At 65.6% G+C, this 12841-nt stretch carries 6 protein-coding genes and 1 tRNA gene; 2 read left to right on the top strand and 5 right to left on the bottom strand.

The genetic code is table 11. The features are described from left to right. Positions 1-215 precede the first annotated feature (215 nt). Positions 216-836: a helix-turn-helix domain-containing protein gene (locus G6N77_RS19650; protein WP_205678245.1), complete on the top strand. Its 621-nt coding sequence runs from the start codon at positions 216-218 to the stop codon at positions 834-836. Between the two features lie 580 nt (positions 837-1416). On the opposite strand, the gene G6N77_RS11960 is transcribed toward G6N77_RS19650, so the two are convergent. Further along, a tRNA-Leu gene (locus tag G6N77_RS11960) sits at positions 1417-1497 on the bottom strand. A 185-nt stretch (positions 1498-1682) separates the two neighbouring features. Between G6N77_RS11960 and G6N77_RS11955 the strand changes: the two genes are divergently transcribed. Next, positions 1683-2285, top strand: coding sequence for an ANTAR domain-containing response regulator (locus tag G6N77_RS11955; protein WP_165182399.1), 603 nt, complete (start codon positions 1683-1685; stop codon positions 2283-2285). A 128-nt stretch (positions 2286-2413) separates the two neighbouring features. On the opposite strand, the gene G6N77_RS11950 is transcribed toward G6N77_RS11955, so the two are convergent. The 4 genes from G6N77_RS11950 to gltB all read right to left on the bottom strand — a co-directional run bounded on the left by G6N77_RS11950 (position 2414) and on the right by gltB (position 12140). Continuing rightward, complete coding sequence (locus G6N77_RS11950) at positions 2414-4282, bottom strand: hypothetical protein (protein ID WP_165182398.1); 1869 nt, start codon at positions 4280-4282, stop codon at positions 2414-2416. A 243-nt stretch (positions 4283-4525) separates the two neighbouring features. Continuing rightward, positions 4526-6010 carry a pyruvate kinase gene (pyk, locus tag G6N77_RS11945; protein WP_165182397.1) on the bottom strand — a complete coding sequence of 495 codons (1485 nt, stop codon included), beginning with the start codon at positions 6008-6010 and terminating at the stop codon, positions 4526-4528. Positions 6011-6079: 69 nt separating this feature from the next. Beyond that, complete coding sequence (locus G6N77_RS11940) at positions 6080-7534, bottom strand: glutamate synthase subunit beta (RefSeq protein ID WP_165182396.1); 1455 nt, start codon at positions 7532-7534, stop codon at positions 6080-6082. Then, positions 7527-12140, bottom strand: a complete 4614-nt coding sequence (gene gltB / locus G6N77_RS11935) for a glutamate synthase large subunit (RefSeq protein WP_165182395.1) — start codon at positions 12138-12140, stop codon at positions 7527-7529. The genes G6N77_RS11940 and gltB overlap by 8 nt, the downstream gene beginning before the upstream one ends. Between the last annotated feature and the right edge of the window lie 701 nt (positions 12141-12841).

Raw genomic sequence — 12841 nt, 5'->3', positions numbered from 1 at the left:
GGGACTCGAACCAGACTTCAACCCTTGCAAACACTGGGAAGCCACGAGTTTCTGCGGAAGTACGGCCCAGTACGACGCAGTCCGGGCCCGTCCCGAGGGACATGTGTTCCCGGCGGGAACAGTCCGCAATGGAACCACTATTCTCTACGTCTTCAGACATGGAGATGCGGATGTCACCGCTCGGTGACACAATGGATGAGGGAAGGGATTTGGCCATGACATTTGAGAACACCATAGACACACCGGCCGCGGCCGGTGCATTGATCCGCCGCCAACGAATAGGCCAGGGCCTTACTCAACAAGCCTTGGCTGACGCCGCCGCTGTTTCGCGGAAATTCCTCATCGACCTCGAATCGGGCCACGAGCGCGCTGAACTCGGCAAGACTTTGGCGGTGTTCGCAGCGCTCGGCCTATCGCTAGTCACGACAACCCCCATCCCCGTCGGCATGGACCACGACCCGGAACGGCGCGACTACGCAGCCACCTTCACAGACCTTCTCGCGAAGAGGGACTTTGAATTCGCCACCAAGATGCTCGCCGACTACGCCAGCGCATCCCTGAAAGCCGGCAGGCCGTTAATCCAACGCAGCCCGCAACTCAATGACCCCCAATGGTCCGCAGCCCTGGCCGGAATCACCAACTACACCGCACACCGCCTCAACCAACCCGCCCCAGATTGGACCAAACGCATCCAACCCCTCAACGAGGCGTGGATGCCGGCCGAGTCCTACCGGACCGTCCGCGAACCCATGAAGGAACTCACAAAGTCTGAAACACCTCACGAGCTTGCGGCAATGAACGTCTTCATCCGCGAACGCAGCCTGGCTACCGCATGAGCGCCGGCGAGCTCACCGGCGCCGAAATCCCGACTCTCCTCCATGAGCTCACCAGACGGCTGGTGGCACGCGGCACAAATGGCTACATCAAGTTGCTTGGCTGAGCAGCACTGATCCGGCAGGGCATTGGCAACCGTCCCACCGCAGACATCTACGCCAGCTATGCCGACGAGACGGACGTCGACTTGATCGTGGCCGAAATTTACGCAGCAGCCCACAGGGACCGCCATGGCCCACGGCGTGTCCTGGTGGTTGGTGCAAAAGGCCTCGACCTTGGCATCTGTCGTACACCGGTGTTGGGTGGGCTTCCGTCTACTGAGAAGAAAGGCACCCCCAAGTTCGGTGGCAATTGCCCCGACGGACCATGGATACAGTGACGGAGACGAACTCCTCGCAACATTCAGAAAGGGAGCTGCCGGGGACGATCAACTAAATCTGCGTCGGAGACCAAGTGCGCTGCCTAGTTGGATCGAACAAGGACATGGCCGGGCCCCGACAAAGTGTCTCGACCAGCTCGAACAACAGGTCCGGATAAGAAAAATGACCCCCTGTTTCCAGGAGGTCATTCTTCGAACAAATGTGCCCAAGGTGGGACTCGAACCCACACACCTCTCGATACTGCATTTTGAGTGCAGCGCGTCTGCCATTCCGCCACTTGGGCCTCTGCAGGGGCCCACGTGGGCTCCGTTACAAAGATCACGCGCCCGTTCGTGAATCACTTCCGAACAAGTGCGCGGATCCACTCTACATGCAGATAGGCTGTTTTGTAGAACCAGTGCCACCCATGCGCGTCGATTTTCCGCCCTGCGGCGACAATCACTGCCACCAGCTTCCAAGGAGCCCTTAGTGTCCGAAAATTCGGAATCCACCAGCACCACCCCCGCCCGCCGCGTCATCGTCGCGGAGGACGAGACCCTGATCCGTCTCGACATCATGGAGATCCTGCGCGGCGAAGGCTATGACGTGGTTGGCGAAGCCGACAACGGTGAAAAGGCTGTGGAACTCGCCAAGGAACTCAAGCCGGACCTGGTCCTCATGGACGTCAAGATGCCCGTCATGGACGGCATCACCGCCGCCGAGCAGATTGTCAAGGCCCGCATCGCCCCCGTGGTCCTCCTGACTGCCTTTAGCCAAAAGGAATTGGTGGAGCGCGCGCGCGACGCCGGCGCCATGGCCTACGTGGTCAAGCCGTTCACCCCCGCCGACCTCATCCCGGCACTTGAGATCGCCCTCTCACGCCACGAGGAAATCAAGGCATTGGAGAACGAAGTCACCGACCTCCAGGAGCAATTCGCCACCCGCAAGCTTGTGGAGCGCGCCAAGAGCCTCCTCACCACCAAAATGGGCCTGACCGAACCCGAGGCCTTCCGCTGGATCCAAAAAACCTCCATGGACCGCCGCCTCAGCATGCGCGAGGTGGCTGAAACCATCATCAACCAGGTCAACTGAGCCGGTCTCGCTCCCCAGCCGCTCCCACTGCTCGCAAGCTCGCAGCGGGACCCTCGCGGCCGTGGGCCCAGGCTCGACCAGCGTTAACCAACGACGCCGGCGCCCGCCTTGGGTGCCGGCGTCGCGCTTTAGCTGGGGTCAGGGGACGGCACGCCCCTTCCCCGGACCGGGAGCACCATCATGGCCCACAACACTCCGGCCAGGACGGCGTAGCCGGCATGCAGCCCAAGCCATGCATTAATGGGACCTTCCATGGCTCCCACGGATCCGGGCCACGGCACCAGCACGAAACTGAAGACGGCAGCGGCAACTGCGTACGTGAGTAGCCAGGCACCCCGGCGCCATGCCCACAGTAGCGCCCCCTCAAAAGGAGCGAACGGCAACAACGTGACGGGCAGGGCCGCAATGGCCACGGTGGCGATGACGGCCAGGAACTCCCCCGCTGCGACCGTCACCATCCCGGCTGCATCGTTGACGGCAGCCACCCTGTCCGGCTGGATCTCGCCCCACCGGATGAATGTTTCAACGTGGTTGGCGGCAAGGAAGCTGTAACCGGCCCAGGCGGCGAAGCCCATCACGGCCAAGAAGAGGTTGCCCGCAATTGCAGCCAGCGCCGGCCTGCGGGGACCTGCTTCCTCCGTGTTGAGGCTGTAGTCGATGGCGAGGACTGCGCCAAAGACGAGGGCAGGTTCGAGGCCAACAACCCGTGCCGCGGCCAGGGAGGCCAGCAGCACCACCACGTAGATGGGCCGGGCGGCGACCCTGGGGAAACTGCCGCGGCGGTGGCGGCGAGCAATGGCCCACCGGAAAACCATGGATCCATAGTTCAGCAGCAGGAACGCCGCCAGGAAGGACAACGCCAGGCGCGCGGATCCACCATTCCAGCCGAATCCGGGTTGCCCGACGGCGGCCAGTGCCGAACAGGCAACGAGGACCAGGAACGCGAGCGGGCCGTGCACCATGCCCAGCGTGCGGGTGCTCCACCAACGGCGCCGTGACACTCCGCCAACAGGCGGCCCCGCCACGGGCACCACGATGCGGACTGCGCCCGCCAGGCGGCCCGTCCGCCTGCCGGCCACGGCTGACAGCAGGGCAGTCGGAACGGCCAGCAGCAGGGCCAGGCCCACGCCCAGCACCAGCGCCGGAACGGCCGCCGGCCACAGGCCTGCCACAGTTGCGCCGACAGTTCCTGATGTTGCACCCACGTCCAGCGGCCGCGCGTTGCTGTAGGCGCTGGGTTCGAACCACGTGCCCGCCGCGGCAACCGGGCCGCCCAGCACAGTTGCCGAAGCCTCGCGCGGGATCGTCACAGTGAATTTTTTGATGTCCTGGAGCGAGGGGTTGCACATGCCACCCACCGCCCCACCCATCGTGTCCGGACCGGGCGCCCAGGTTTTACTCGGACAAGCAGGGTTGCCGCTGGCCAGCAGGGCGTATTTAGCGATAAACAGCTCGTGGGTGCCGGGCCCTGTCAGCGCGGCCGGAATCTGGATGGCCACCGTTCCGGTCGCCTTTCCCGCCGTTGTCTTCTCCTTCACGTATTTGACCTGGTCCGAGCTGATGGACGAATCCTTCAGGCACTTCTCCATCGCCTTGACCGTGGCGGGATCCACGAACGACACCTTGCCGGCCTCATCCTTGACTCCCGGGGAAGCGTTGAACGCCTGGTAAGTGGGGAATTGGTCGACGAACTTCATGACCGCCTTGTTCCGGCAGTCGTACATCCCAGTCAACGCTGCCCCGGCTTCTTCAGGTGTAGCCCAGATCCCGGTTGAGCGCTCCCAGGAAGCGATGTAGGCTCCCCCGCCCTTCACCGTCAGCTCCCAAAAACTCTTCCCGTCGGGCCCCGCCTTCAAGGCTACGGGGGCCGGGCCCGGCTCCACCACCTCTACCGCGGCCCCCTGCTCACCCGGGACGGCAACGGCCGCCGGCGCCAGCGCTGCCAGCAACCCGGCACAAGCCAGGCACGCTCCCACGATCAATTTTCCGACCCGCATGTCCATCGCCCCCGGCCTGAGTTTCCACTAAGGATCCCCGGCACTCCGCTTCCGGGGATGGTGGAAACAGTAGCCCATCACGGCAGATCAAAGTCCGGAATTTTGGGGTGCCTGTGGATAACTTCGGCCGCCGGACGGGGTCTCGACGCGCTCGCAGGGCTCGCTGCTCGACCACCGGTTAAAGCGCGACGGCGGCACCCGCCATGGGTGCCGCCGTCGTGCTTTGGGGATGGCTGGCTCAGCTTACTTGGTGGGCCAGGGGCCAACTTTTTCCCGGTTGTTGTTGGCGCCGGACTCGGCCAGGCCCAGGTCGGCGACGTCCCCGACACGGTGGACCTTGACGAGGTTGGTGGTGCCGGACTGTCCGGGAGGGGAACCGGCGGCGATGACGACGAGGTCGCCGTCCTCCACCAGTCCCTTTTCCAGCAGCTTGCGGTCCACCTGGGCCGTCATGGCGTCGGTGTGCGGCACGGTGGGCACCAGCACGGGCTCCACGCCCCAGGTCAGCGCCAGCTGGTTGCGGACCTGCTCCACGGGCGTGAACCCGAAGATCGGGTGTGCCGGACGCAGGCGGGACAGGCGGCGTGCGGAGTCGCCGGACTGCGTGAACGTGGCAATGTACTTCGCGTCAAGCTGCGTGGCGATCTGCACGGCAGCGGCCGTGATGACGCCGCCGCGGGTCTTCGGGTTGGTGCCCAGCGGCGGGATGCGCTTGAGCCCGTCCTTTTCGGCCGCCTCAATGATGCGGGCCATGACCTTGACAGTTTCGATCGGGAATGCGCCAACGCTGGTTTCGCCGGACAGCATGACGGCGTCCGCACCGTCCAGGACGGCGTTGGCGCAGTCGGAGGCCTCGGCACGGGTGGGGCGCGGGTTCTCGATCATGGATTCAAGCACCTGGGTGGCCACAATGACGGGCTTGGCCCAGCGGCGGGCAATTTCCACGCACCGCTTCTGCACCAGCGGGACGTCCTCAAGGGGAAGTTCCACGCCCAGGTCACCGCGGGCCACCATGATGGCGTCAAACGCATCAACTATGGCCTCAAGGTTGTCAACGGCCTGCGGCTTCTCGATCTTGGCGATGACCGGCACGCGGCGGCCTTCCTCGTCCATGATCTCGTGCACGCGCGTGATGTCGGCCGCGTCTCGCACGAAGGAGAGGGCCACCAGGTCCACGCCGCAGGCCAGGGCCCAGCGGAGGTCCGCCTCATCTTTTTCGCTCAGGGCGGGGACGTTCACGGCCACGCCGGGCAGGTTGATGCCCTTGTTGTTGGAAACCTTCCCGGGCACCGTCACCTCTGTGACCACCTTGACGGCGTCAACGGCGGTGGCGCGGACGGAGACCTTGCCGTCATCGATCAGCAGGATGTCGCCGGGCTTGACGTCTTCCGTCAGGGACTTGAGCGTGGTGGAGCAGATGTCCTTGGTGCCGGGCACGTCCTCGGTGGTGATGGTGAAGACGTCGCCCACGGCCAGTTCGTAACCGGTGCCGTTTTCGAAGCGGCCCAGGCGGATCTTCGGACCCTGGAGGTCGGCCATGATGGCCACGGTCTTGCCCAGCTGCTCGGAAGCCTTGCGGACGTTGTCGTAAGTGATTTGGTGCACGGCGTAGTCGCCGTGGCTCATGTTCATGCGGGCCACGTTGACCCCTGCATCCAGTACCGCAAGTGTGTTCTCAAAGCTGGCGATTGCCGGCCCAAAAGTCGCCACAATTTTTGCGCGTCTCAATTTACCTACCTAAGTGGTGTGTTTGACAGTGGAAATCTAGTGTCCTGCGTCCAGCCTAGCGGGTCGGCCCTAGACACTGATAGCGGAGTCACTGGGTGAGACGGGGGCGGGCAGGAATGTCTCGCCCATGAGGAATTTGTCCACCGCAGCCGCGCAGGCACGGCCTTCGGCGATGGCCCAGACTATTAGCGACTGCCCGCGTCCGGCATCCCCGGCGGCGAAAACGCCCGGCTTGGCGGTCATGTAGTAGCCGTCGCGTTCCACCGTGGACCGGGCGCTGAGCGCCACCGGCAGCTGGTGCGTGAGCTCTGCCGTTTCGGGGCCCGTGAAACCAAGCGAGAGGAACACCAGGTCCGCAGGGATGATTCGTTCCGTGCCCACCTTGGGCACACGGCGACCGTCCACGTACTCGGTTTCGGCTATCTTGAGCCCGGTGAGCCGGCCGTTCTCGCCGAGGAATTCCACGGTGGAGGCAAGGTAGGTGCGGTCCCCGCCTTCTTCGTGCGCGCTGGCCACTTCGAACAGGTTCGGGAACATGGGCCACGGCTGGGCAGAGGTGCGTTCCACGGGGGGCTGCTTGCCTATCGCGAGCGTGGTCACGGACGCAGCCTGCTGGCGGTGGGCGGTGCCGAGGCAGTCCGCCCCGGTGTCGCCGCCGCCAAGTATCACCACGTGCTTGCCGCGGGCGTCAATCTGGCCGGCCACCGTGTCACCGGCCACCACCTTGTTGGACTGCACCAGGTATTCCATGGCAAAGTGGACGCCGCCCAGCTGGCGGCCGGGGATGGGCAGGTCCCGCGGCACCGTGGCACCGGTGCACACCACGACGGCGTCGTACCGGCGGCGCAGCTCGTCCCAGCCGATGTCCTTGCCCACTTCCACCCCGGTGCGGAAGCGGGTGCCCTCCGCCTTCATCTGTTCCAGGCGCCTGTCGAGCTTGTCCTTTTCCAGCTTGAAATCGGGGATGCCGTAGCGCAGCAGCCCGCCGATCCTGTCGTCACGTTCGTACACGGCCACCGTGTGGCCGGTGCGGGTCAGCTGCTGGGCGGCGGCCATGCCGGCCGGGCCGGAACCGACGACGGCGACAGTCTTGCCGGTGAGCCTGGCCGGCGGGAGCGGGTGCACCCAGTCCTGGGCGAAGGCCTCGTCAATGATGGAAACTTCCACCTGCTTGATGGTGACAGCCGGCTGGTTGATCCCCAGCACGCACGCGGTCTCGCACGGGGCCGGGCACAGCCGTCCGGTGAATTCCGGGAAGTTGTTGGTGGAATGCAGCCGTTCGATTGCCTCCTCCCCCTTGTCCCGCCAGGTGAGGTCATTCCACTCCGGGATCAGGTTTCCCAGGGGGCAGCCCTGGTGGCAGAACGGCACGCCGCAGTCCATGCACCGCCCGGCCTGTCCCTTGAGCACCTCGTGGTCCTGGTTCTCGTACACTTCCTTCCAGTCCATGATGCGGACCGGCACGGGACGCCTGGCCTGGGTGATGCGTTCCCGGTTCTTCAAAAAACCGCGGGGATCAGCCACCGGTTACCTCCAAGATTTTGTGCCAGACGGCGTCGCCGTCGGGGTCCTCGCCCAGCTCGGCTGCTGCCAAGCGGGTTTCCAAAACTGCTGCATAGTCCCGCGGGAGGACCTTTGTCAGGCGCCCAACCGTGCCCGGGAAGTCGGCCAGCAGCGCGGCGGCCACCTCCGAGCCCGTCTCCTCGACGTGCCGGGCCAAAAGCGCGTGGACAATGTCTGCATCCTCGGCGTCGAGCGGGATGAGGGACAGCTCCCCCGAATCGAGGGCAGTGGTGTTGACGTTGCTGCGGGCCAGGTCCAGCACATAGGCGGTGCCGCCGGACATGCCGGCGCCAAAGTTGCGTCCCGTGGGCCCGATGACGAGGGCCTGGCCGCCGGTCATGTACTCGCAGCCGTGGTCGCCGATGCCTTCCACGACCGCGGTGGCCCCGGAATTTCTGACCAGGAAGCGTTCGCCCACCTGGCCGCGGAGGAACATTTCCCCGCTGGTGGCCCCGTAACCGATCACATTGCCGGCAATCACGTTATCGGCTGCCACGAGGGAGCTGGCGCGGTCCGGCTGGGCGGTGATGCGCCCGCCGGAGAGGCCCTTGCCCACGTAGTCGTTGGCGTCGCCGAAGAGGCGCAGTGTGATGCCGGCCGGCATGAACGCGCCCAGCGACTGGCCGGCCTGGCCGGTCAGGGTGACGTCAATGGTGTCCGGCCCGAGCACGTTCACGCCAAACGCCTTCGTGACGTGGTAGCCCAGCAGCGTGCCCACGGAACGGTCGGTGTTGACCACCGGCACGCTGATCTTGACGGGCGTGCGGTCGCTGAGTGCCTCGGCCGCCATGGTGAGCAGCTGTTGGTCGAAGTGCTTGTCCAGCTCATGGTTTTGCGTGGTGAGGTTGCGCACCGGCGTCCCTGCCGGCACTCCGGCGTCGGACATGATGGGCGAAAGGTCCAGGCCCGCCGTTTTCCAGTGGTCCACGGCTTCCCGCGTGTCCAGCAGGTCCGCGTGGCCGATGGCCTCCTCCAGCGTGCGGAACCCGAGCCCGGCCAGGATTTCCCTGACCTCCTCGGCCAGGAACTCAAAGAAGTTGACCACAAACTCCGGCTTGCCGCTGAAACGCTGGCGCAGCTCCGGGTTTTGCGTGGCCACGCCAACGGGGCAGGTGTCCAGGTGGCACACACGCATCATGACGCAGCCGGAAACCACCAGCGGGGCCGTGGCGAAGCCGTACTCCTCGGCACCCAGCAGGGCAGCCACCACCACGTCGCGCCCGGTTTTCAGCTGGCCGTCCACCTGCACCACCACGCGGTCGCGGAGCCCGTTCAGGCGCAGCGTCTGCTGGGTCTCGGCGAGGCCCAGTTCCCACGGCATGCCGGCATGCTTGAGCGAGTTCAGCGGGCTGGCGCCGGTGCCGCCGTCGTGCCCGGAAACCAGCACGACGTCGGCCTTGGCCTTGGTCACGCCGCTCGCGACCGTGCCGATCCCCATCTCGGAGACGAGCTTGACGTGGACCCGGGCGGCCGGGTTGGCGCGCTTGCAGTCGTAGATCAGCTGGGCCAGGTCCTCGATGGAGTAGATGTCATGGTGCGGCGGCGGGGAAATCAGCCCGACGCCGGGCGTCGAATGGCGGGTGGCCGCGATCCAGGGGTAGACCTTTTTGGCCATGAGCTGCCCGCCCTCGCCGGGCTTGGCGCCCTGGGCCATCTTGATCTGGATGTCCTGTGCGCTGGCCAGGTAGAGGCTGGTGACGCCGAAGCGGCCGGAGGCCACCTGCTTGATGGCGGAGCAGCGCTCCGGGTCCAGCAGCCGGGCCACGTCCTCCCCGCCCTCGCCCGTGTTGGACTTGGCGCCCAGCCGGTTCATGGCAATGGCCAGGTTCTCGTGGGCTTCCTGGGAAATGGAGCCGTAGCTCATGGCGCCGGTGGAAAAGCGCTTGACGATGCTGCTGACTGCTTCCACTTCCTCCAGCGGCACCGGTGGCCGCTGGCCGTCGCGGAACTTCAGCAGCCCGCGGAAGGTCATGAGCTTGCCGGCCTGCTCGTCAATGCCCTGCGTGTATTTCTTGAAGATGTCGTAGCGGCGTTCCCGGGTGGCATGCTGCAGTCGGAACACGGTGTCCGGGTTGAACAGGTGCGGTTCGCCGTCGCGGCGCCACTGGTATTCGCCGCCGCCCAGCAGCGGGCGGTGGGGCACGTCCACGCCGTCGACGGGGTAGGCCAGGGTGTGGCGGGCCGTGACCTCGGCGGCAATGACGTCCAGGCCCACGCCTCCCAGTTGGGAGACGGTGCCCGTGAAGTAGTCGTTGACCAGTTCCTGGGACAGTCCCAGCGCTTCGAAGGTCTGGGCGCCGCAGTACGAGGCCACGGTGGAGATGCCCATCTTGGACATGATCTTCAGGACGCCCTTGCCCAGGCCCTTGATGAGGTTGTGTACGGATTGTTCGGGGGTGACCCCCACGACGTCGCCGCTGCGGACCAGCTCCTCCACGGATTCCATGGCGAGGTAGGGGTTGACGGCCGCGGCGCCGAAGCCGATCAGGACGGCAACGTGGTGGACCTCGCGGACGTCTCCGGCTTCCACCACCAGGGAGATCTTGGTGCGGTTGGCACTGCGCAGCAGGTGGTGGTGGACGGCACTGAGCAGCAGCAGGGACGGGATCGGGGCCCAGGCAGCGGAGGAGTCGCGGTCCGAGAGCACCACATATTGCACGCCCCTGTTGATGGCCCCCGAAACCTGCTCACAGATTTCGGTCAGCCGGGAGCGCAGGGCCGCCTCGCCGCCGTCGAACTTATACAGGCCCCGCACCTTCATGGCGATGCGCTCCCCGCCGGTGCCGTCGGCTGCCAGGGGGGTTTCGATGTTGGCGATCTTGGCGAGCTCGTCATTGTTGATGACGGGGAAGGTCAGGGCCACCTGCGGCATGGCCACCTTGGCGCGGGAGAGCAGGTTGCCCTGCGGGCCGATGGCGGTGTTCAGCGAGGTGACCAGTTCTTCGCGGATGGCGTCCAGCGGCGGGTTGGTCACCTGGGCAAAGGACTGGACAAAGTAGTCAAAGAGCAGGCGGGGGCGCTTGGAGAGCACGGCGACGGGCGTGTCGGTGCCCATGGCGCCCAGGGGTTCGCCGCCGGTGCGGGCCATGGGGCCGAGCAGGATTTTCAGTTCCTCGGTGGTGTAGCCGAAGGTGCGCTGGCGGTGGATGACGGAGGCGCTGGTGTGGACCACGTGCTCGCGCTCGGGCAGGTCCGCGAGGCGGATGGTGTTTTCCCGGGCCCAGTCGGCCCAGGGCCTGCTGGCGGCGGCCTGCGCCTTGACCTCGTCGTCGCGGACCAGGCGGCCGGCCTCGGTGTCGACAACAAACATCTTTCCCGGCGCCACCCTGCCTTTTTCCACGATCTTTTCCGCTGGGATGTCCAGCACGCCCACTTCGGAGGCAAAGACCACCAGCCCGTCCGCTGTCACCCAGTAGCGGCAGGGGCGCAGGCCGTTGCGGTCCAGGGTGGCTCCGACCAGGGTGCCGTCGGTGAAGGACACGGCCGCCGGGCCGTCCCACGGCTCCATCATCAGGGAGTGGTATTCGTAAAAGGCCCTGCGGTCCGGGTCCATGGTGGTGTGGTTTTCCCACGCCTCCGGGATCATCATCATGACGGCCTCGGTGATGGGGCGGCCGGACAGCCACAGCAGTTCCGCGACTTCGTCAAAGGATGCCGAGTCGGAGGCCCCCGGTGTGCAGATCGGGAACAGTTCCTCAGGGGCGTCGCCCAGCAGGGAGTGGGACATGGTGGATTGGCGGGCCCGCATCCAGTTGCGGTTGCCCTTGACCGTGTTGATTTCCCCGTTGTGGGCGATGGTGCGGAACGGCTGCGCCAGCGGCCATGACGGGAAGGTGTTGGTGGAGAAGCGCGAGTGCACCACTGCCAGCTTGGTGGCAAAGCGCGCATCCGAAAGGTCGGGGTAGAACGGTTCAAGCTGGGCGGTGGTCAGCATGCCCTTGTAGACAAGGGTCTTGGAGGACAGCGAGGGGAAGTACACGCCGAACTTGTGCTGCGCGCGCTTGCGGAGGCGGAAGGCCTTTGCGTCCAGCGCATTCACTTCTTTTCTCGACGCGTCCTCGCTGCCGGGCCGGATCGCCAGAAAGAGCTGGCTGAAGTGCGGCATGCAGGCCCGGGCGCTGGCCCCCACCAGGTCGGCCACAATGGGCACCTCGCGCCAGCCCAGGACATCCAGCCCTTCTCGTTCGGCCAGCGCCTCCAGCCCGGCACGTGTCGCTGCCAAGTCCTTGGGCTCGGTGGGGAGGAAGGCCGTTCCGACGGCGTAGCTGCCGGCTGCGGGCAGTGGAAAGTCCACCACGGCGCGGAAAAACGCATCGGGGACCTGTGTGAGGATGCCGGCGCCGTCGCCGGTGCCTTCGTCCGCGCCCACTGCGCCGCGGTGCTCCAGGTTGCGCAGTGCCACGAGGGCGCTTTGCACAATGTCACGCCGGGGCTCGCCGCGCAAGGTGGCGACGATGGCCAGGCCGCAGGCGTCTTTTTCGGACTCGGGCCGGTACAGCCCCTGCTGCGCGGGCAGCTGCGCAAAGCGCGTGAAGGGTGACTGGGCGAGCGGTGAAGTCTGAGTCATGACGGTGAAGTCCTTCCCCTGGTCGAACGGTGGATGGGGACGGCGGTGGCCCTCGGTCTGCGGGTGGCAATCTCCCGCGCAACTGTATTGGTTGGTGCATGCCGGTTGTGCTCCGGCGGGTTGCATGCCCGTCCCGGCGGCACTGGTGGCAAATACACACGGGCTGTATTCCTGTAGTGCAAATGCACAACATCCCCCAACGGTGGTTGCGGGCCTGTCTGCGCGGCGATTTCCACTATATAAGCCACCCTGACCCACAGAATACTTCGATCTCGAATCATGAAATCATATGCACGATCAGTAAGATTATTTGATGAATGGCATCTTCCGGCGCGAATTTCAGCGTAGTCAGGTCAACCGTGCAGTGGCAGGGACCATCGGTGCTCCGCCATCATTCAACATCCACATCGATGGTGCAGCTCCTGCGGGCACAGACACCCTGCAGCATTCGATGGTGCAGCACCTGCGGGCACAGGCACCCTGCAGCATTCGATGGTGCAGCACCTGCGGCCACAGACACCCTGGAGCATTCGATGGTGCAGCACCTGCGGGCACAGACCGGCGAAGGTCGCAGGACCTGCACCGCCGAATGCCGGTGATGGCATGACACAGCTCGAGCGGGGCGGGAACCTGGATGGGCAGGTCCCCCCAGCAACTGATGCCGTGCGATCGGGACCGGCCCGGGCGAACCGGCCCGCGGG

The organism is Arthrobacter silviterrae, from assembly GCF_011045165.1.
GTDB classification, from domain to species: Bacteria; Actinomycetota; Actinomycetes; order Actinomycetales; family Micrococcaceae; genus Specibacter; species Specibacter silviterrae.
Note: the sequence above shows the minus strand (reverse complement) of the source record. Positions and strands in the feature narration are given on the sequence as shown.

What these genes read in the sequence shown, in the direction of transcription:
- G6N77_RS19650 (WP_205678245.1), top strand. Translation starts at nt 216, where the DNA reads ATGACATTTGAGAACACCATAGACACACCGGCCGCGGCCGGTGCATTG.
- G6N77_RS11950 (WP_165182398.1), bottom strand. Translation starts at nt 4,282, where the DNA reads ATGCGGGTCGGAAAATTGATCGTGGGAGCGTGCCTGGCTTGTGCCGGG.
- gltB (WP_165182395.1), bottom strand. Translation starts at nt 12,140, where the DNA reads ATGACTCAGACTTCACCGCTCGCCCAGTCACCCTTCACGCGCTTTGCG.